We start from the raw sequence: 20210 nt of genomic DNA, 5'->3' as shown, positions 1-20210 counted from the left end.
CCGCCGTCCCCGCCGCCGGCGCCGCCCTCCGGGCCCCGGGCGGCCGGCAGTCCCGCCGCCGCCACCGCCACCACGCCCGCCGCCAGCGCCGCCACGACGCCGCCGAGCGGCGCCCGCGCCAGCGCCACCGCCAGGGCGAAGGCCACCAGCAGCACCACCGCGGCGCCCACCATGACCTGCCGCGACATCCGCTCCCCGATGATTACGCCGAGCGTGCGCCGGCCGGCCGCCGTGTCGCCCTCGATGTCCGACAGGTCCTTGGCCGGCACGCCGACGAACACCATCCAGCCGATCGCCACCCCGGCGAACAGCACCAGCGCCGTCGGCGCGGCCACGCCGCCGCCCGCCGTCGCCACCGTGAACCCCGCCAGGTACGACAGCAGCCCCGACAGGCACAGCACCGCGACCGTGCCTCCCGAGGTGTCCTTCAGCGGCAGCGGCGGGCCCGAGTACAGGTAGCCCAGCACCAGGTTGCCGGCGATGATCCACGGCATCTGCCCCGGCAGGCCCGCCGTCGCCACCAGCGAGAGACACCCGGCCCCGGCCGCCACCACGGCGGCCAGCCGGGCGTCCAGGTCGCCCCGGGCGATCGGCCGGCCCGAACCGTTGATCTGGTCCTCCGCGACGTCCGTCACCCCGTTGAAGAGGTAGATCGCGAAGATCGACAGCACCCAGGCGGCGGCACCCTGGGCGACCTGCGGGAAGGAGGCGGCGGCGGTCGCGGCCGGCAGCGCGAGCGCGACGCCGGTGAGGTAGCGCAGGGCCGAGACGGCCAGCACCAGAGGTCGGGCCTCTGCGACGCAGAGACCGAGGGCACGCGCGGACAAGGCTGCCATGTCCGCATTGTGAGCGGCCCGCGCCGGGCCTGACATAGGGGCGATCCGAAGGTTGTAGCCGGGACTGCGCCTTTCGATACGGGGGGTGGTACCCGGGGCTATTACCGGAGAACTCCTGATGCCCCGTCTTGCCCGGCCCGCGAGCCCCCTTATAACGTCCGGCCATAACGCCGGGAAAGCCGAACCGCGGGGCCGGACCTCACCTTAGAAACGACTCCGGTGAATTCCAACCCCTGTTCCGAGGAAAACGAGGGTCACCCACGAAAGGAATTCCGCCATGCAGGGTGCCGGACGTTACACCGGTCTCACGCCCCTCGATCTGCCCGATCGCACCTGGCCGGGCAGGCGCATCCACTCCGCCCCCCGCTGGCTCTCCACCGACCTGCGCGACGGCAACCAGTCGCTGGCCCGCCCGATGTCGCCCGAGCGCAAGCTCCGGATGTTCGACCTGCTGGTGCGGATCGGGTTCAAGGAGATCGAGGTCGGCTTCCCCGTCGCCAGCCAGGACGACCACGACTTCGTCCGGCTGCTCATCGAACGCGACCACATCCCCGACGACGTGCGCATCACCGTGCTGACCCAGGCCCGCGAGGAGCTCATCCGCGCCACCGTGGACTGCCTCAAGGGCGCGTCGCGCGCCACAGTGCACGTCTACAACGCCACCTCGCCGCTCTTCCGCGACCTGGTGCTCGGCGTCGGCCGGGCCGGCTGCCGCGACCTCGCGGTACGCGCCACGCAAGTGCTGATGGACCAGGCCGGGCGCGCCCTGCCCGGCTGCGACCTGGGCTACCAGTACTCCCCCGAGCTCTTCAACGAGACCGAGCCGGACTTCGCCCTGGAGGTGTGCGAAGCGGTCATGGACGCCTGGCAGCCGGAGGCGGGCCGGGGCATCATCCTCAACTTCCCGACCACGGTCGAGCGGTCGCTGCCGAACGTGTTCGCCGACCAGATCGAGTGGCTGGGCCGCAACCTGTCGCGGCGCGAGCACGTGTGCCTGTCCGTCCACCCGCACAACGACCGCGGCACCGGGGTCGCCGCCGCCGAGCTGGCGCTGCTGGCCGGGGCAGAGCGCGTCGAGGGGTGCCTGTTCGGCAACGGCGAGCGCGCCGGCAACGTTTGCCTGGTGACGCTCTGCATGAACCTGTTCACCCACGGCGTCGACCCGGGCGTCGACCTGTCCGACATCGACGACGTGCGGCGCACGGCCGAGGAGTGCAACCAGATGCCGGTGCACCCGCGCCACCCCTACGCGGGCGACCTGGTCTACACGGCCTTCTCCGGGTCGCACCAGGACGCCATCAAGAAGGGGTTCGACGAGCTGGAGCGCCGCGCCGTCACGACCGGCGCCCCGGCCGCCGCGCTGCCGTGGCGCACCCCCTACTTGCCCGTGGACCCCCGGGACGTCGGCCGCACGTACGAGGCGGTGGTGCGGGTCAACAGCCAGTCCGGCAAGGGCGGCGTCGCGTACGTGATGAGCGCCTGGCACGGGCTCGCCCTGCCGCGCGGCCTGCAGGCCGACCTGTCGGCGCGCGTGCAGGCGCGGGCCGACGCCGAGGGCGGCGAGCTGTCGCCCGGCCGGATCGGCGAGCTGTTCCGCGACGCGTACGCCGACGACGGCGCGCCGGCGGAGCTGTTCGCGCCGGTCACGGCGACGCTCTGGGTCGACGGCGCGGTGCCGCGCGGCCTGCGCCAGTCGCTCGCGCCGTGGGGCATCGACGTGCGGGCCGTGCACCGGGCCGCTCCCCCGCTGTCGCGTCACGGCGCGATCGGCCGGCGGCCCCTGGTCCGCCGCGCCCCGCACGACGCCGTCGTCTACGCCGAGTGCGGCGCCGGCGCCGAGAGTGAGGGCGCGGGCACGGGCGAGGGCACGGGCGAGGTCGCGTGGGGGGTGGGCGCCGGGGCCGACGTGACGGCGGCGGCGTTCTCCGCCGTGCGCGCGGCGAGCGCCCGCCTCGCCGGCCGCGCCCACCACCGCCCCGCCCACCCCCTGAACCCGCACCCCCTGGAGCCGCGGCCGAGGGAGCAGCGTCAGGTGGAGCAGCTTCCGCTCGCGGCCGCGGGGTGAGGCCGGCGATGGCCCGCGTCGTCCCCAGGAAGCCGCGCCCGCACCGCCGCCCCGGCCCCGAGGCCGGCCTCGACCTGCGCACCCCGTCGGGGCGCCGGCTCCCCTACTGACCCGACAGACCGAGTGCTGAGCAAGGAGGGCCGCCATGGCCGAGGACGTCGAGCGCCAGGAGATGGCCACGCTCCGGGAACTCCTGGACGAGGCCGCCGCCGGCCGGGGCCGCGTCGCGATGGTGACCGGCGCGATCGCCACCGGCAAGAGCGCGCTGCTGTACGGCCTGGCCGAGCACGCCGGCGACCACGGCGCCGTCCCGCTGACGGCGACCGGCTCGCCCGCCGAGGGCGCGCTGCCGTTCGGCGTGCTGTCGCAGCTCCTGCTGGGCGCGCGGATGTCGGAGGACAACCGCGCCACCGTGGCGAGCCTGCTGCGGGAGGGGGCGCGCGGCGCGGCCGGGCCGGGCGACGACGTGGACGTGCTGATCGTGGACGCGCTCTGCACGGTGCTGCTGGAGCTGGCGGAGCGGCATCCGCTGCTCGTCGTCGTGGACGACCTGCAGCACGCCGACCGCGCCTCGCAGCTGTGCCTGTCGCATCTGGCGCGGCGGATCGCGTACGCGCCGGTCATGCTGGCGGTCACCGTACGGGACCCGCACGCGCTCGGCGGCCTGCACGCGGAGATGCTGCGGCAGCCGCACTGCCGCGCGGTCCGGCTGGCCCACCTGTCGGCGGCGGAGGTGACGCGGCTGGCGGCCGGGGAGGCCGGGGCGGGGCAGGCGGCCCGCTGGCACGAGCTGACGGGCGGCAACCGGCTGCTGGTGGACGCGCTGCTGGAGGACCACCGGATCGGCGACGGCCGGGGCGAGCGTTACGCCGAGGCCGTGCTCGCCTGCCTGCACCGGGCGGGTGAGGCCGCGCCGGGGGTGGCGCGGGCGCTGGCCGTGCTCGGCGAGGCGGGGCCGGTCGCCCGGCTGCTCGGCGCGAACGAGGCGGCCACCGCCAAGGAGGTCCTGGCCCTGACCCGGGCGGGGCTGCTGGACGGCGGCCGGTTCCGCGACGAGGCGGCCAGGTCCGCCGTGCTGGCCGGGCTGGACGACGGCGAGCGCGTCGGCCTGCACCTGCGGGCGGCCGAGCTGACCTACCACGACGGCGCGCCCGCCCCCGTGGTGGCCGGTCACCTGCTGCGCGCCGGTGACGCGAGCCGGCTGTGGGCGCTGCCGATCCTGGAGGAGGCGGCGGCGCAGGCGCTGCGCGACGACGGCGTGGAGTCCGCGATCGAGTATTTGAAGCTGGCGCTGCGGTCCTGCCCGGACGAGCGGCGGCGGGCGGGCATCGCGACCACGCTGGTGCGCGCCCGCTGGCGGATCGACCCCGGCACCCCCGCCGGGCAGCTCGGCGAGCTGACCGAGGCGCTGCGCCAGGGGCACCTGAGCGGCGGCGACGCGGTGACCCTGGCCAAGGCGCTGCTGTGGCACGGTCACGCGGCCGACGCCAGGAGCGTGCTCGGCCACCTGCGGAAACTGGACGAGCTGGACGAGCTGGACCGGGAGGCGGTGGCGGAGGTGGCTGCGGCGCACGCCTGGTTCCGCAGCAGCTGCCCGCCGTTCCTGGCCGACCTGCCGGAGTTGAGCGACGAGCAGGCGGGCGGCGCCGCGTACTCGCTGAGCGCGGACCGCCGCACCGAGGCGGTGGGCGCGCTGGTGCGGGCGCTGACGCAGGGGCCGCTGCCGGAGACGGCGACGACGGCCGAGCGCATCCTGCGCGGCTCCCGGCTGGACGAGATGACGCTGGACACGGTGGAGAGCGCGCTGCTGGCGCTGACGTACACGGGCCGCGCCGACCTGGCCGCGCCCTGGTGCGACTCGTTCATCGCGGAGGCGGCCTCGCGCCGCGCGCCGGGCCGGCAGGCGCGGCTGTCGGCGATCCGCGCCGAGATCGGCCTGCGCCGCGGCGACCCGGCCGCGGCGGCGGCGGACGCGCGGCTGGCGCTGGAGCTCATCCCGCCGGACAGCTGGGGCGTCGCCGTCGGCGGGCCACTGGGCAGCCTGCTGCTGGCGGGCGCGGCGATGGGCCGGTACGAGGAGTGCCTGCCGCCGGTCACCAGGCCGGTGCCGGAGGCGATGCTGGAGACCCGGTTCGGGCTGCACTACCTGTACGGCAAGGGCCGCTTCCACCTGGCTGCCGGGCAGGCGCGGCAGGCGCTGCGCGACCTGCGGCTGTGCGGCGAGCTGATGGGCGAGTGGCAGCTCGACAGCGCCGAGTTCATCGCCTGGCGGCTGGACGCGGCGCAGGCGCTGATCGCCCTCGGCGAGACGGACGAGGCGCGGCTGCTCGTGGAGGAGCAGCTGGCGCGGGCCGCCGGGTCGCGGCGGGTGCAGGGGATGGCGCTGCGGGTGCTGGCCGCGACCGCCGAGAAGCGCCACCGCGTGATGCTGCTGCGTCAGTCGGCGGAGCTGCTGCGCGACGGCGGCGACACGTACGAGCTGGCCAGGTCGATGACGGGGCTGGCCGAGGCGTACCACGCGGTCGGCGAGTTCCGGCGGGCGGCGGTGATGGGCCGCCGGGCCCGCGTGCTGGCGCACGAGTGCCAGGCCGGCGCGCTGAGCCGGGCGCTGCCGGACGGGGCGTGGGAGGCGGGCGAGGCCGGCGCGCGGCCGGTGCTGAGCGACGCCGAGCGGCGGGTGGCGTCGCTGGCGGCCGACGGCTACTCCAACCGGGAGATCTCCGCCAAGCTGTTCATCACGGTGAGCACGGTGGAGCAGCACCTGACGCGCGTCTACCGCAAGCTGAGCGTGACCCGCCGCTCCGACCTGCCGGAGACCCTGTCGGCCCAGCAGCTCTGACTCACAGGGGGATGTTCGTGTGGCGGCCCCGGGCGCGGGGGGCGCGGGCGATCGCGTCAGCGAGCCGGGCGCGGGTGGTCTCGGGGGCGATGACCTCGTCGACGACGCCGAGGTCCACGGCCCGGCCGACGCCGCCGGCGGTGCGGCGGTGCTCCTCGGCGAGGCGGGCGCGCAGCTCCTCGCGCTCCTCCTCGGGGGCGGCCGCCAGGGCCTTGCGGTGCAGGACGCCGATCGCCGACTCGGCGCCCATGACCGCGACCTCGGCGCCGGGCCAGGCGAACGTGGTGGTGGCGCCGAGCGAGCGGGAGTTCATCGCGATGTAGGCGCCGCCGTACGCCTTGCGGGTGATGAGCGTCACGCGGGGCACGACGGACTCGGCGAAGGCGTGCAGCAGCTTGGCCCCGCGCCGGACGACCCCGCCCCACTCCTGGCCGACGCCGGGCAGGTAGCCGGGGACGTCGACGAGCACGACGAGCGGGATGCCGAACGAGTCGCACATGCGGACGAAGCGGGCGGCCTTCTCGGCGGAGAGCGAGTCGAGGCAGCCGCCCTTGTGGATCGGGTTGTTGGCCAGCACGCCGACGGTGGCGCCGCCGAGCCGCCCGAGCGCGACGAGGACGTTGGCGGCCCAGCGCGGCTGCAGCTCCTCCATCAGCCCGTCGTCGAGCACGGCCCGCACCAGGGGCCGCACGTCGTAGGCGCGGCGCGGCGAGGCCGGCAGCAGGGCGCGCGGATCGGCCACCGGCCCGGCGCCGGCGGCGGCGCACGTGCCGGGGCGGCCGAGCAGGCCGGTGAGGCGGCGGGCCCGGGCGCAGGCGTCGGCCTCGTCGGCGGCCAGGACGTGCGCGACGCCGGACTTCCTGCCGTGCGCCTCGGGCCCGCCGAGCCCGGCCATGTCGATGCGCTCGCCGGTGACGCTGCGGACGATCTCCGGGCCGGTCACGAACACCCGCCCGGCGTCGGCCATGACGACCACGTCGGTGAGCGCGGGCCCGTACGCGGCGGCGCCGGCGGCCGGGCCGAGGATGACGGAGATCTGCGGGACGACGCCGGACGCCCTGGTCATGGCGGCGAACATGCGGCCCACTCCGTCCATGGACTCCACGCCGTCGGCGAGCCGGGCGCCGCCGGAGTGCCACAGCCCGATCACCGGGCAGCCGGACCGCACGCCGTCCTCGACGGCCTCGACGATCCGGGCGGCGCCGGCCGCGCCGAGCGCGCCGCCCATCAGCCGGGCGTCGGTGCAGTAGGCGACGACCGGCGCGCCCTCGACCAGGCCGCGCACGGCGGTCACGCCGGTGGCGTCCTCGTCGTGCGGCGCGGTCATGGAGCCGGGGTCGAGCAGGCCCGCCAGCCGGACGGCGGGGGCGCGCGGGTCGGGGGCGGGTCCGGCGACGGGGGCTTCGGAGGTCTCGATCGTGGACACGACGGTCATCGCTGACATCCCTCACATGCTCGTCACGGGGACGGTTCGGGGACGGGGTCACGGCGAATCTCGCAACGCCGCGGCCACCTGCCAACCCCTGTCCACGGCGGCGCCCGTGACCTGTTGTGGCCGTGGTTTCCGGCCGTTGACCGGCCCGTTCGCCCCGGGGTTCGATACGGCGATCCCCTTATCTGGAGGACTGTCGTGGCTCTCTGGTCCTTACCCGTCGTCACCGCGCTGGTCGCGGCGACGACCTTTCCCTATGGCGCTCCCCAGGACGTGACGGTGGAGCGCGATCCGGTTTCCCTGGTCAACGTCTTCCACGGGACGAAGGAGGCGGCGCCCGACTTCGACCACGGCGGCGGCGGGGGCATGACCTTCCCCGGCGCCGTCCTGCCGTTCGGCATGATGCAGTGGAGCCCCGACACGGTGGAGGACGCCGGCGGCGGCTACCGCTGGGAGGACAACCGCCTGCGCGGCTTCTCGATGACGCACATCTCCGGCCCCGGCTGCACGGGCGCGCAGGACTTCCCGGTGACCCCGTTCTCCGGGGCGGTCGGCCGCTCGCCCGCCACGCACGGCGAGGACTACGTGCAGACGTTCTCGCACGCCAACGAGCGGGCCTGGCCCGGCTTCTACTCCAGCACGCTCGACAGCGGCGTCAAGACCGAGCTGTCGGTCTCGATGCGCGCGGGCGTCGCCCGCTTCACCTTCCCGGCCGGCAAGCCCGGCACCGTGCTGCTCAACACCAGCGGCTCGGTCAACGGCGTCGACGACGGCGAGACCCGCATCAGCGGCAACACCGTCGAGGGCTGGGTGCAGACCGGCGGCTTCTGCGGCCCGCCCACCCGCTACAAGATCTACTTCCACGCCACGTTCGACCAGCCGGTCACCGCGTACGGGACGTGGAAGGACGACGAGGTCCGCCCCGGCGGCACCGCCGTCGCCAACGCCGGTCCCGCCCGGGTGCGGGGCGACGTGGTGACGTCGGACGACGTGGCCGTCAACGGGCCGGGCTCGGGCGCGTACCTGCAGTTCGACCCGGCGCGGCCGGTGCAGATGCGGGTCGGCCTGTCGTACGTGAGCGTCGACGGCGCCGAGCGCAACCTCCGCGCCGAGATCGCCGCCAAGAGCCTGGACCAGGTCGCCCGCGAGGCGCGCGGCGTGTGGGACGAGCGGCTCGGCAAGGTGCGGATCGCCGGCGGCACCGACGCGCAGCGGCGCACCTTCTACAGCAACCTCTACCACGCGCTGCTCCAGCCGCACGTGTCGGAGGACGTGGACGGCGCCTACACCGGGTTCGACCAGAAGCCGCACCAGGTGCGGCCCGGCGAGCACCACTACGCGACGTTCTCCGGCTGGGACATCTACCGCAGCGAGGTGCAGCTCCTCGCGCTGCTCGCGCCGGACGTGGCCGGGGACATCGCGCAGTCGATGTACGACAACGCGCAGGCCGTCGGCAACGTGTGGGACCGCTGGTCGCACCAGACGGCGATCACCGGCGTCATGGTCGGCGACCCGTTCCACTCGATCGTGTCCACGATGTACGCCTTCGGCGCGCGCGGCTTCGACGCGGAGGCGGCGCTGAAGGCGATGGCCGAGGCGGCCAGGCGGACCGGGCCGCGCGACATCGGCCATCCGCTGCTCGCCTACGACGAGCGGCCCGGCAACGCGGCGTTCATGCGCGACGGCCACGTGCCGTACGACCCGTCGGCGACGCTGGAGTACGGCGTGGCCGACTTCGGGATCGCGCAGCTCGCCGCCCGGCTGGGCGAGCGGGACACGGCGGCGGAGTTCATGCGCCGCTCGCAGGCGTGGCAGCACATCTACAACCCGGGCAGCGGGTGGATCCAGCCGCGCATGGGCGACGGCTCGTTCACCTGGCCGTTCGACCCGGCCGCGCCCGACGTGTACATGGAGGGCAACGGGGCGCAGTACCACTGGCTGGTGCCGCACAACCCGGCCGGGCTGTTCGCGGCGATGGGCGGCGCCGGCAAGGTGGTGCCCCGGCTGGACGAGTACTTCGGCGAGCTGAACGCCGGACCCGCCGTGGCGCGCGCCTACCTGGGCAACGAGGTGTCGCTGCCGTCGCCGTGGCTGTACGCGTGGGCCGGGCAGCCGTACAAGACGCAGGAGCTGGTGCGCCGGGTGCAGCGGGAGCTGTTCGGGCCGGGCCCGGACGGGCTGGTCGGCAACGACGACCTGGGCGCGATGGGCTCCTGGTACGTGTGGTCGGCCATGGGACTGTTCCCGGCGATCCCGGGCCGGGCCGAGCTGCTGGTGAGCACGCCGCTGTTCGACCGGATCACGATCGACCGGCCGGGCGGCGACATCGTCGTCAACTCCTGGGGGCAGGGCTCGTACGTGCGGTCCCTGCGGGTGAACGGCGCGGAGACGGACCGGGCGTGGCTGCCGGAGTCGTTCGCGACCGGCGGCGGGCGGCTGGACTTCGCCGTCGGCTGGTCCCCGGACCGGAGCTTCGGCGCGGACCCGGCGGACGCGCCGCCGTCGTTCGGCGACGGGACGCTGCCGTACCTGGCGGGCTTCAGCCGGGGCAGCGGCCCGGTCGAGCCGGGCGGCACGTTCGCGACGGAGCTGGCGGTGCGCTCGACGGGCCCGGCCGCCACGCTGACCTGGGAGGCCAGGCCGCCGGACGGCGTCACCGTGTCGCCGTCACGCGGCACGCTCACCGTGGGCGCGGGCGGGCAGGAGCGTCAGGCGCTGGAGGTGTCGGTGTCCGGCGACGTGCCGCGCGGCTTCGTCAGCGTGCCGGTCGTCGTGGGCGAGCGGCGGGCTTCGGTGCGGCTCAACGTGGCGGCGCGCGGCACCCCCGAGTGGCATCACAACAACGTCGGCATCGGCGACATGACCGCTCCCGGCGAGGCCAACATCGACGGGCCGGGCTTCAGCCTGTCGGCGCAGGCGCTGGCCGAGGCGGGGCTCACGCCGGGCGGCACGGTGAGGTGGCGGGACTACTCGTTCACCTGGCCCGACCGCGGGCGCGGCGAGTGGGACAACGTGCGCACCGGCGGCAAGGCGCTGGAGGTGGCCGCGCCCGACGGCGCCACGAGCGTCGCCTTCCTGGGCACGGGCGTGAACGGCTGGCCCGAGTCGCAGGTCACCGTCACCTACGCCGACGGCACGACCAGCACCGGCAGGCTCGGCTTCAGCGACTGGATCCTCGACTTCGGCGGCGGGCAGCCGCAGTTCGGCAACGAGGTCGTGGCGCGCACGCCGCACCGGCTGTTCTGGGGCTCGTGGGCGTTGCAGCCGGTGCCGGCGCACGTGTACGCCTCGCAGCCGATCGCGCTGGACCCGGGCAAGAAGGTGCGCAGCTTCGCCTTCTCCGACCCGGAGGACGGCGAGCTGCACCTGTTCACCTGGGCGTTCAGGTAGCCCACACCGGGGCGGCGCCCCTCAGGCTCAGCATCATCGAGTAGAGGGACGTCGTCGCGGTGATGAAGACGCGGTTGCGCTTGAGGCCGCCGAAGACGAGGTTGGAGGCGCTCTCCGGCAGGTGCAGCCTGCCGAGGAGCGTCCCGTCGGGGTGGTAGGCGTGGATCGACCGGCCGACGGCGGCCCACAGGCGGCCGGTGTCGTCGAGCCGCATGCCGTCGTAGCTGCCGTCGGCGTCGCCCTGCTGCTCGGCGAACACCTTGCCGCCGGTGAGCGTGCCGTCGCGGGTGACCTCGAAGACGCGGACGTGGCGGCGCTCGGTGTCGGCGACGTAGAGCAGCCGCTCGTCGGGCGAGAACGCCAGGCCGTTGGGGCGGGCGAAGTCGCCGGCCACCATGCTCACCTCGCCGCCGGCGGGGTCGATCCGGTAGACGTGGCAGCCGTCGATCTCCGGCTCGGCCCGGTGGCCCTCGTAGTCGCCGAGGATGCCGTAGGGCGGGTCGGTGAACCAGACGGACCCGTCGGAGCGCACGACGGCGTCGTTGGGGCTGTTGAGCCGCTTGCCGCGCCACCGGTCGGCGAGCACGGTGACGGAGCCGTCGTGCTCGGTGCGGGTCACCCGGCGGGCGCCGTGCTCGCAGGAGATCAGCCGGCCCTCGCGGTCGAGGGTGTTGCCGTTGACGTAGCCGGCCGGCTGGCGGAACGGGCCCACCGTGCCGGTCAGCTCGTCCCAGCGCAGCATCCGGTCATTGGGGATGTCGCTCCAGACCAGGTAGCGGCCCGCGGGGACGTAGACGGGCCCTTCGGCCCAGCGGGTGCCCCGGTGGAGGCGCTCCAGGTTGCGGTCACCGGTGACGTCGGCGATGCGGCGGTCGAACGCCTCGAACTCCACGGGGATGAGGTCCACCCGCTCTTCTTACCAAGATCTGCCCGGCCCGGCCAGCACCTTTTTGACCACAAGCGTTGGTCTACACTTGTTGGCATGGCGTTCACGGAAAGGTCCGAGGCCACGCGCACGGCGATCCTCGGCGCGGCCCGCAAGCTCTTCGCCGAGCAGGGGTTCGCGGGCACCACCATCCGGAAGGTGGCCTCGCTGGCCGGCGTCGACCCGTCCATGGTGATGCGCTACTACGTCAACAAGGAGGGCCTCTTCCGCGCCGCGGTGGACCTGCGGCTCAACCTGGAGGAGCTGCCCGCGCCGCCGCGCGAGCGCCTCGGCGAGGCGATGGCGCGCCACTTCCTGTCCCGCTGGGAGGGCGACCTGTCGGACGAGGCGATCATGCTGCTGCTGCGCTCGTCGTCCACGAACGCGCTGGCGGCGCAGAGCATGCGCGACGTGTTCACCTCCCAGGTCGCCTCGTTCGTCGGCCGGGCGCTCGGCTGCGGGCCGGAGGAGGCGGCGCGGCGGGCCGGACTGGTGAGCACGCAGCTGCTCGGGCTGGCCTTCACCCGTTATGTCGTACGGCTGCCGCCCGTGGTGGCGATGACGGCCGAGGAACTGGCGCGCAGCGTGGGGCCGGTGGTGCAGCACTACTTGACGGGCGATTTGCCATAGTTTGTCAAGTTTCGTACCTTATGCGCGCAATGCCCGGACCGTGGGCCCGTTCGCGGGGCCCGCGGCCGCCGAATCCGCCTCACGCGGAACCGGGGACCCACTCTCTCTTGGGGTGAATCGGCGCGCCGGCTCCCCCGGCCGCGCCCGTAGGGCACTTCCAGGCCCGAACCCGTCAGCTAACCCGGTAGGCGGCATGGAAGCAAGGAGCACAGCCCTTCATGCCCACCTCCCTCTTCTCCAGCGCCCGGCCGCGCCGCTGGGGCCGCGCCCTGGCCGGCGCCGCCCTCGCCGCCGGCGTCCTGACGACCGGCACGACCGCCGCCCACGCGGCCACCACAGCCACCCCCGCCACCACGGCCTCTTTCGCCGGCCCGGCATCGTACGCGCCCGCTGACGCGCCCGCCGTGCTCGGGCGGGCCGCACTGGTCGTCGACACGTCCACCGGCGAGGTCCGCTACAGCAAGGACGCCGGCGAGCGCCTTCCCGTGGCCAGCCTGACCAAGATGATGACCGCCCACGTCGTGCTCCAGGAGGCCGACCCGGCCGACGTCGTCGAGGTGACGGCCGAGGACGTGCGCTACGCGGCCCGGGGCGGCGCGGCCGTCGCCGGGCTGCGCGCCGGTGACCGGCTGCCGGTGCGGGACGTGCTCCACGCCCTGCTGCTGCCGTCCGGCGCGGACGCCGCCCACGTGCTGGCGCGCACGTACGGGCCGGGTGTCGAGGGGTTCGTCGGGAAGATGAACGCGGCCGCCCGCGAGCTGGGCATGGCCGACACCCTGTACGTCAACGCCGACGGCATGCCGACGAACGGCGGCGGCCACTCCACGGCGGCCGACCAGGCACGGCTGGCCGAGGCGGTGCTGCGGAACGAGACGCTGAAGTCGATCACCTCGACGCGCTACCACTCGGTCGGGGCGACGAGTGAGCACGGCTCCTACTCGTGGCGCAACACCAACCGGCTGCTCGCCCGGCCGGGCGCGGTCGGCGTGAAGACCGGCTACACGCGCGCCGCGGGTTACACGCTGGCGTTCGCCGCCGAGCGGGACGGCCGGCTGCTGGTCGGGGTGATCCTCGGCGAGAGCGACTCCGGCCGCCGCTTCGACACCGCCCAGGCGCTGCTCGACTGGGCCGCCACCGCCGGGAAGGCGTGACGGCTCAGGCGGCCCGGCCGAGCAGGACGCCGCCGCCCACCCCGAGGGCGAGCGAGGCGACGGCCGCCACGCAGGCGACCGCGCGCGCCAGGCCCGGGGGCGGCGCGGCCGGCGGGTCGCCGCGGAACACCACGGCGACCCAGCGCAGGTAGTAGTACAGGCTCGCCACGGTGTTGACCAGGACGAGCACGGCCAGCCAGGCGTAACCGCCGTCCCACGCGGCGGCGAACACGAGCACCTTGGCGACGAACACGGCGGCGGGCGGGATGCCCGCGAACCCGAGCAGGCACACCACGAGCGCCAGCCCGAGCCCCGGCGCGGCCCGCCCCAGCCCCCGGTAGCCGTCGAGCGTGCCGCGCCCGGTGGCGGCCACCACGGCGAACGCGCCCACGTTGGTGACCGCGTAGGCGGCCAGGTAGAACAGCACGGCGGGGCGGGCGAGCGCGGTGTGCTGGGCGACCGCGACCGGCACGAGCACGTACCCGGCCTGGCTGATCGTGGAGTAGGCGAGCAGGCGGCGCACATCGTCCTGGTGGAAGGCGGCCAGGTTGCCGAGCGTCATCGTGGCGGCGGCGACGATCGCGACGATGACGTCCCAGCCGCCGGGCCCGAGCTCATCCGCGACGCGCAGCAGCGCCGCCAGCGCGCCGATCTTGGGCACGGTGGTGACGAACGCGGCGACGGCGACGGGGGCGCCCTCGGCCACGTCCGGCACCCAGAAGTGCGCGGGCACCCCGCCCGCCTTGAACAGCAGCCCCGCCAGCAGGAGCACCACGGCGCAGGCCGCCGCCGCGCCGGGCGCGAGCGCGAGCGCCGCCCCGGCCGCCCGGTAGCCGGTGGCGCCCGCCAGGCCGTACAGGAGGGTGACGCCGGCCAGCATCAGCACGCCCAGGAACGCACCCATCAGGTAGTACTTGAGCGCCGCCTCGGTGCCCGGCGCGTCCTTGCCGAACCCGGCGAGCGCGTAGGCCGGGATGCTCGCCAGCAGGTACGCCGGGACGAGGACGAGCAGGTCACCGGCCCCGGCCAGCAGCACCGAGCCGAGGGCGGCGAGCATGACGAGCACGTACGCCTCGGCCTCGCGGCGGTGCCCTCGCGCCTCGGCGGCCACCAGCGCGATCACCAGGAGCGTGCCGCCCGCCACGACGGCGCGGGCCGCCTGGGTGAGCGCGTCGGGCGCGTACGAGCCGAACGCGGCGCCGCCGGTGGCGGTGACGGTCACGGCCAGGGCGGCGGCGAGCGCGGCGGCGCAGATCCACGCGACCGCGCGCTGCCGCCCGCGCGGCACGAACATGCCGGTGAGCAGCCCGGCGACAGCCCCGGCCAGCAGGAGCAGCTCGGGCAGCAGCGCGGCCGGGTCGTCGTTCACCGGCCGGCCAGCGAGGAGAGCGCGGCGGCGGCGGGCTCGATGACGTCCAGCAGCCACCGGGGCGCGACGCCGATGAGCACCGACAGCGCCAGCAGCGGCGCCACGGCGGCGGTCTCGGCGGGCCGCAGGTCGGTGACGCGGCCGGTGAGCTCGCCCGGCCCGCCGAGCAGCACCCGTTGCAGGGCGCGCAGGAACAGCGCGGCGGTGATGAGGATGCCGAGCACGGCGGCGGCGCCCAGGACGACGGCCCCGGCGCCGATCACGCCGACGAAGATCTGGAACTCGGCGATGAACCCGGAGAACCCGGGCAGCCCCAGCGACGCGAACGCGGCCGCGGCCAGCAGCGCGGCGAACACCGGGGCGCGGCCCGCGACGCCGCCGAACCGGTCCATGTCGTACGTGCCGGCCCGGTCCCACAGGACGCCGGTGAGCAGGAACAGCGCCCCGGTGATGAGGCCGTGGCTGACCATCTGGGTGACCGCCCCGGACACGGCCAGCTCCCCGGCCCGCCCGCCGCCCGGCGCCAGCCCGGCGGCGCCGAGGGCGAGCACGGCGTAGCCCATGTGGTTGACCGAGGTGTAGGCCACGAGCCGCTTGAGGTTCGGCTGGGCGAGCGCGACCAGCGCCCCGTACAGCACGCTGACCAGCCCGATCGCCATGATCAGCCACGCGTGGGCGCGCCAGGCGTCGGGCAGCGCGGGCATGGCGACGCGGGCCAGGCCGTAGGTGCCCATCTTGAGCAGGATGCCCGCCAGGATCGCCGACCCGGCGGCGGGCGCGTCGGTGTGGGCGGGCGGCAGCCAGGTGTGCACCGGGAAGACCGGCGTCTTGACCGCCAGCCCCACGCCGACGGCCAGCAGCACCAGCGAGGCGACGCCGGGCGACGCGGCGTAGGGCGGATTGCGGGCCAGCTCGACCAGGTCGAACGTGCCGCCGCCGAGGAACAGGCCGACGAAGCCGAGCAGCAGCGCCAGCGAGCCGAGGAAGGTGTAGAGGAAGAACGTCAGCGCCGACCTGGCCCGGTCGCCGTGCCCCCATCCGGCGATCACGAAGTACATGCCGACGATCGACAGGTCGAAGAAGACGAAGAACAGCAGCAGGTCCAGCGCGGCGAACAGGCCGAGCGAGACCGACTGCAGGAACAGGAACAGCGCCGCGTGCGCCCGCTCGCGCCGCCGTTCGCCCAGCGAGTGGACGCCGCACACGAGGAACAGCAGCGCGGTCAGCGCGATCAGCGGCAGCGACAGCCCGTCCACCCCGACGTGGTAGCCGGCGTCCAGCGTCGGGATCCAGCGCAGCCGCGTCTCGTACCCGATCCCGCCCCGGTACCCGGCCCACATGACCGCCACGAGCGCCAGGTCGGCGGCCGACACCGCGATCCACACCCAGGTCGCGGCCCGCCCGCGCACGCGCGGCACGGCCAGCAGGCCGAGCGCGGCGGCCAGCGGCAGGAAGATCACCACGGTGAGCACGGTCACCGCACCAGCATCAGCACGACGGCGAGCAGCAGGAACGCGGCCGCCGCCTGGGCCAGGTAGAGGTGCGCCTGCCCGGCCTGCGGGCGCCGCGCGGCCCGGCCCAAAGCCCCGGCGCCCGCCGCGACCGCGCGCACCAGATGCTCCAGCGGGCGCTCCACCCGGCCCCGCCCGAGCCACGCCGCCCCGCCGAGCGCCCCGGCGGCGCCGCGCACGACCCCGTCGAGCAGCCCCTCGGCCCGCCGTCCCGCCACCCCGGCCGCCGCCGTCACCCCGTCCGCCAGCCACTCCCCGGTACGCTCGAGCACCCGGTCGTCGAACCGCGCCAGCGCCCCCGCCAGCGCCTTCACCGGCTCCCACACCCCGCCGATCGCCCCCTGCCGCAATCCGAGCCACCCCCGCAGCCCCACCGCCAGCCTGCCCTGTCCCAGCTCCGCGGCCCGTCTGCGCCACGCGGTTCCCTGACGCGCCCGTACGCCGATCGCCCATCCGGCGGCGGTCACGGCGCTCGCCGCCAGGCCCGTCACCACCAGCCCCGCGACCTCGGGCCCCGGCTCGCCGCCTGCGCCGACGAGCTGCCGCCAGCCCGCGTACACGGCGGGCAGCCCGAGCACCGACAGCCCGGCCGCCAGTGGCGCGAGCGCGAGCAGCGGCCCGGTCACCGCGCGGGGCACCCGCCGCTCCCCCGCCGCCGTGGGGAACGTCCCCGGCCGCCACACCGCAGCCAGCGCCCTGGCCGCGTACGCGGCGGCCAGCAGCGCCGCCGCCAGCGCGACCGCGTACAGGCCCGGCGACGGCACCCCGGCGAGCACCGCGTCCTTGGTCACCCAGAGCGACAGCGGCGGCACCCCGGCCAGCGCCAGCGCCCCCACGGCGAACGCCACGCCCACCGATCGGCGCCACCGCCCGGCACCCCGCAGCCCGGCCAGGGCCTCGGTGCCGAGCGCCGTCAGCCACACCCCCGCGCACAGGAACAGCAGGCTCTTCACGGCCGCGTGCGCGACCAGGTGCGCCGTCCCCCCGGCCACCGCCCCCGCCCCGGCCGCCAGCACCATGAACCCCACCTGCGCGCACGTCGAGGCGGCCAGCAACTGCTTGAGGTCGCGCTGCGCCAGCGCCACCGCGCCCAGCAGCAGCGCCGTCACCGCCCCCGCCCACGCGACGGCCACCGCCGCCCACCCGGTGGCCGCGAGCAGCGGCTGCACCCGCAGCAGCAGGTACGCCCCCGCCGCCACCATGGTCGCCGAGTGCAGCAGCGCCGACACCGCGCTCGGCCCCGCCATCGCCCCCGACAGCCAGTACGAGAACGGGAGCTGCGCCGACTTGCCCAGCGCGGCCAGCACGATCCCGGCCGCGGCCAGGTCCCGCCACGGCTGCCCGGCCTGCGCGATCCCGGCGAGCTCCAGCGTCCCGGTCGCGGCGAACGCGCACCCCGCCGCCACGTACAGCCCGAGATCCCCGGCGCGGGTGGTGACGAAGGCCAGCCCCGCCGACCGCACCCGCCCGTGCTCACGCCACCAGAACCCGATCAGCGCGTACGAGGCCGCGCCCATGATCTCCCAGCCCGTCAGCAGCAGCATCAGGTCGGCGGCCGTGACGGTGAGCAGCATCGCCCCGGTGAACAGCAGCATCAGCCCGAAGAAGCGGCCCCGCGCCGCACCGGACGGCAGGTCACCTGCGGCGAACACCAGCACGGCCAGCGCGATCGCCGCCACCGTCACCGCCATCACCGCCGACAGCCCGTCCACCGCGATCCCGGCCGGCGTGCCGCCCGGCGGGGCCGCCACCGCGACCAGCGTCGTCCCCCACATCGGCCGCACCGCCGCGGCGAGCGCCGCGAGGGCCAGCGTCACCGCCGTCACCGCGACGGCCCCCGCCGCCGCCACCCGGTCCGCGCGCCGCCCGGCCAGCGCGAGCAGCGCGCCCGCGACGCCCGGGGTCGCGGGCAGGAGCCAGGCGAGAGCGCTCATCCCTTCAGGTCCCCCGCCTCGTCGGTGGTGTCGACCTGCCGGGCCCGGTAGAGGGCGGTGACGACGGCGAACCCCGCGGCCATCTCCAGCGCCATCACGGTCACCGCCACCAGGACCAGCACCTGCCCGTCCGCGGTGCCCGGCGCCAGGTGGTACCAGAAGGCGCCACCGGCCACGATCACGCCGTTGATCATCAGCTCCAGGCCCATCATCAGCATCACGATCGACTGCTGCGACAGCACCCCGTACACGCCCACCGCGAACAGCGCGGCGGCGAGCAGCAGGAACGCCTCCAGCCCCATCGAGCCCCCCTAGCGGCGGTCGTAACGGCCGCGGTCGGTCGCCAGCACGACGGTGGCGATCATCGTCGCCAGGATGGCCACCCCGATGACCATCATGACCAGCATCTGCGGACCCATGATCGACATGCCGAGGGCGTGCGCCGGGTCGGGCGGCGGCGTCCCCCGGCGGGCCGGCCACGGGGTGAGCAGCGCGAGCGCCGCCAGCCCGGCGAACACCGCCCCCGAGACCGCCAGCGCGAACCGCCTGCCGTGCACCATCGTCATCGGCATCAGCCCGGCCGGGTTCATCATGAACATGATCATGAACACCGCCATGATCATCATTTCCATCACCATCATCAGGACGATCAGCACCCCCAGGTAGGCGAGATCGATCAGCAGGAACAGCACGCCCACGGCGGCCAGCGACACCAGCAGCGCGAACGTCGCCCGCGCCATCGAGTCCACCGTGAACACCGCCACCGCGCCCGCCACCGACAGCACCGCCAGCGCCCAGAACGCCACCACCGCCATCAGATCACCACCAGCCCGACGACCAGCATCTGCAGCAGCGCCGCCGGGATCAGCACCAGCCACGACGCCTGCGTGAACCGGTCCATCCGCACCGCCGGCACCCGGCGGCCCGCCCACACCAGCACGCCCAGCACCGCCACCGTCTTGACCAGCGTCCAGGCCCACGACGGCAGCAGCGGCCCCGCGCCGCCGCCCAGGAACAGCGGCACGGCCGCCGCCGACGCCACCACCAGGAGCGCGTACCGCCCGGCCTGGAAGACCAGGCGATCCGGCCCCGCCAGCTCCACCCGCACCCCGCCCGCCACCTCACCGCCCACCGGCTGCCCGAACGGCCCCCAGAACGCCATCGCCAGCGCCGACACCAGGTAGATCACGAACGCCACCGGCATCCACACCACGAACCACACCTCCCGCTGGGCGGCCGCGACCTCCGTCACGCTCAGCGACCCCGCCCCCAGCGCCGCCGTGATCAGCGCGAACATGTGCGGCAGCTCGTACGCCAGGCCCTGCGCCACGAACCGGTAGCCGCCGACCAGCGGGAACACCGAGTTCGGCGCCCAGCCCGTCAGCCACACCGCGCCCCAGACGCACACCTCCATGGCGTTGAACCACACGACCCCGACGGCCGACTCCGCCACCGGCCGCTCCCCCAGCGGCAGCACCACCCCGGCCAGCACCGCCGCGGCCGGCAGGCTCCACACCCCCGCCCTGAGCAGCACCAGATCCGGCAGCACCGTGCGCCGCCGCTGCTGGGTGAGCAGCCGCGCCACCTCCCGCAGCGGCGCCGTCGCCGCGCTCCCCCACGCCGCCGGCCGCGCGGCGAGAGCCGCGTCGAACGCCGCCGCGGCCACCGCCAGCACCGCCAGCGTGACCGCGTAGCCGATCAGCGGCCCCACGGTCACGGCCGCCCGCCGTCAGGATCGAACCCCGCCACGACCAGCCGCGCCTGCGCCAGCTCACACCCGGCCAGCAGCGGCGGCAGCACCTCCAGCAGCCTGCCGCCCTCCCCCACCGGCCCCCTCGGCCCCACGTCATCGGCCAGCGGCGACCGATCGCCCAGCAGGCCCAGCGCCCCCTCGACCGCCGCCAGCCAGGCCTCCATCCGCGCCAGCACATCCCCGTCACACGCCGCCGGCCCCCGGAGCCCCAGCGCCGCCCCGTCGGCCCGCCCCACCCCGCGCAGCATCCACCGCAGCACCCACGACCTCCGCACCCGCCGCGCGAACCGCGCGAACCTCCCCACCACCCACCTCTCCCCACCCGGCCCTCCCCCCCCCCCCCCCCCGCCGCCCCGGAACCCCCCCCCCCCCCCC

At 75.5% G+C, this 20210-nt stretch carries 15 protein-coding genes and 1 riboswitch; of the genes, 5 read left to right on the top strand and 10 right to left on the bottom strand.

From position 1 onward, the window contains the following. Positions 1-836, bottom strand: an 836-nt coding sequence (locus KME80_RS45020; protein WP_219517891.1) for a UbiA family prenyltransferase, incomplete at its 3' end; no start/stop codon positions are given. Between the two features lie 277 nt (positions 837-1113). Between KME80_RS45020 and KME80_RS45015 the strand changes: the two genes are divergently transcribed. Together KME80_RS45015 and KME80_RS45010 are read left to right on the top strand one after the other, a co-directional pair. Then, positions 1114-2901, top strand: a complete 1788-nt coding sequence (locus tag KME80_RS45015) for a 2-isopropylmalate synthase (RefSeq protein WP_219517890.1) — start codon at positions 1114-1116, stop codon at positions 2899-2901. 145 nt (positions 2902-3046) lie between these two features. Next, positions 3047-5740, top strand: a complete 2694-nt coding sequence (locus tag KME80_RS45010; protein WP_219517889.1) for a helix-turn-helix transcriptional regulator — start codon at positions 3047-3049, stop codon at positions 5738-5740. Between the two features lies 1 nt (position 5741). Here the strand turns inward: KME80_RS45010 and KME80_RS45005 are convergent, their stop codons facing one another. Beyond that, positions 5742-7175 (bottom strand): acyl-CoA carboxylase subunit beta, encoded by a 1434-nt coding sequence (locus KME80_RS45005; RefSeq protein WP_219517888.1) that lies wholly within the window; start codon positions 7173-7175, stop codon positions 5742-5744. A 195-nt stretch (positions 7176-7370) separates the two neighbouring features. Between KME80_RS45005 and KME80_RS45000 the strand changes: the two genes are divergently transcribed. Next, positions 7371-10562 carry a GH92 family glycosyl hydrolase gene (locus tag KME80_RS45000; RefSeq protein WP_308126196.1) on the top strand — a complete coding sequence of 1064 codons (3192 nt, stop codon included), beginning with the start codon at positions 7371-7373 and terminating at the stop codon, positions 10560-10562. Here KME80_RS45000 and KME80_RS44995 read toward each other — a convergent pair. Further along, a complete protein-coding gene (locus KME80_RS44995; protein WP_219517886.1) occupies positions 10555-11469 on the bottom strand; it encodes an SMP-30/gluconolactonase/LRE family protein in 915 nt (304 codons plus the stop codon). The genes KME80_RS45000 and KME80_RS44995 overlap by 8 nt on opposite strands. Before the next feature lie 75 nt (positions 11470-11544). On the opposite strand from KME80_RS44995, the gene KME80_RS44990 reads away from it, so the two are divergent. Further along, complete coding sequence (locus KME80_RS44990) at positions 11545-12117, top strand: TetR/AcrR family transcriptional regulator (protein ID WP_219517883.1); 573 nt, start codon at positions 11545-11547, stop codon at positions 12115-12117. 56 nt (positions 12118-12173) lie between these two features. Then, a riboswitch (cyclic di-AMP (ydaO/yuaA leader) is annotated at positions 12174-12323 on the top strand. 12 nt (positions 12324-12335) lie between these two features. After that, entirely contained in the window at positions 12336-13268 is a 933-nt protein-coding gene (locus KME80_RS44985; protein WP_281427486.1) for a D-alanyl-D-alanine carboxypeptidase family protein, read from the top strand. A gap of 4 nt (positions 13269-13272) precedes the next feature. Here KME80_RS44985 and KME80_RS44980 read toward each other — a convergent pair whose 3' ends face one another. The 7 genes from KME80_RS44980 to KME80_RS44950 are packed head-to-tail and all read right to left on the bottom strand — an operon-like array spanning position 13273 to position 20143. Further along, complete coding sequence (locus KME80_RS44980) at positions 13273-14637, bottom strand: NADH-quinone oxidoreductase subunit N (protein ID WP_308126195.1); 1365 nt, start codon at positions 14635-14637, stop codon at positions 13273-13275. Further along, on the bottom strand, positions 14634-16115 hold the full coding sequence (locus KME80_RS44975; RefSeq protein ID WP_308126194.1) for a complex I subunit 4 family protein: 1482 nt from the start codon (positions 16113-16115) through the stop codon (positions 14634-14636). Before KME80_RS44975 ends, KME80_RS44980 begins: the two co-directional genes overlap by 4 nt. Next, complete coding sequence (locus KME80_RS44970; RefSeq protein WP_219517882.1) at positions 16112-18082, bottom strand: NADH-quinone oxidoreductase subunit 5 family protein; 1971 nt, start codon at positions 18080-18082, stop codon at positions 16112-16114. The genes KME80_RS44975 and KME80_RS44970 overlap by 4 nt, the downstream gene beginning before the upstream one ends. Further along, positions 18079-18384 carry an NADH-quinone oxidoreductase subunit NuoK gene (gene nuoK, locus KME80_RS44965; RefSeq protein ID WP_219517881.1) on the bottom strand — a complete coding sequence of 102 codons (306 nt, stop codon included), beginning with the start codon at positions 18382-18384 and terminating at the stop codon, positions 18079-18081. The genes KME80_RS44970 and nuoK overlap by 4 nt, the downstream gene beginning before the upstream one ends. A gap of 9 nt (positions 18385-18393) precedes the next feature. Next, a complete protein-coding gene (locus tag KME80_RS44960; RefSeq protein WP_219517880.1) occupies positions 18394-18897 on the bottom strand; it encodes an NADH-quinone oxidoreductase subunit J family protein in 504 nt (167 codons plus the stop codon). Next, positions 18897-19799 carry a complex I subunit 1 family protein gene (locus KME80_RS44955; protein ID WP_219517879.1) on the bottom strand — a complete coding sequence of 301 codons (903 nt, stop codon included), beginning with the start codon at positions 19797-19799 and terminating at the stop codon, positions 18897-18899. The genes KME80_RS44960 and KME80_RS44955 overlap by 1 nt, the downstream gene beginning before the upstream one ends. Continuing rightward, positions 19796-20143: a hypothetical protein gene (locus KME80_RS44950; protein WP_219517878.1), complete on the bottom strand. Its 348-nt coding sequence runs from the start codon at positions 20141-20143 to the stop codon at positions 19796-19798. Before KME80_RS44950 ends, KME80_RS44955 begins: the two co-directional genes overlap by 4 nt. Between the last annotated feature and the right edge of the window lie 67 nt (positions 20144-20210).

Origin of the sequence: Nonomuraea ceibae (assembly GCF_019396325.1) — a bacterium.
Lineage (GTDB): Bacteria > Actinomycetota > Actinomycetes > Streptosporangiales > Streptosporangiaceae > Nonomuraea > Nonomuraea ceibae.
The sequence above is the reverse complement of the archived record's forward strand: the minus strand, read 5'-3'. Positions and strand labels throughout refer to the sequence as shown.

Coding starts and splice junctions, on each gene's coding strand:
- KME80_RS45005 (WP_219517888.1), bottom strand. CDS start 7,175: ATGACCGTCGTGTCCACGATCGAGACCTCCGAAGCCCCCGTCGCCGGA.
- KME80_RS44990 (WP_219517883.1), top strand. CDS start 11,545: ATGGCGTTCACGGAAAGGTCCGAGGCCACGCGCACGGCGATCCTCGGC.
- KME80_RS44985 (WP_281427486.1), top strand. CDS start 12,336: ATGCCCACCTCCCTCTTCTCCAGCGCCCGGCCGCGCCGCTGGGGCCGC.
- KME80_RS45015 (WP_219517890.1), top strand. CDS start 1,114: ATGCAGGGTGCCGGACGTTACACCGGTCTCACGCCCCTCGATCTGCCC.
- KME80_RS44960 (WP_219517880.1), bottom strand. CDS start 18,897: ATGGCGGTGGTGGCGTTCTGGGCGCTGGCGGTGCTGTCGGTGGCGGGC.
- KME80_RS45010 (WP_219517889.1), top strand. CDS start 3,047: ATGGCCGAGGACGTCGAGCGCCAGGAGATGGCCACGCTCCGGGAACTC.
- KME80_RS44970 (WP_219517882.1), bottom strand. CDS start 18,082: ATGAGCGCTCTCGCCTGGCTCCTGCCCGCGACCCCGGGCGTCGCGGGC.
- nuoK (WP_219517881.1), bottom strand. CDS start 18,384: ATGGGGCTGGAGGCGTTCCTGCTGCTCGCCGCCGCGCTGTTCGCGGTG.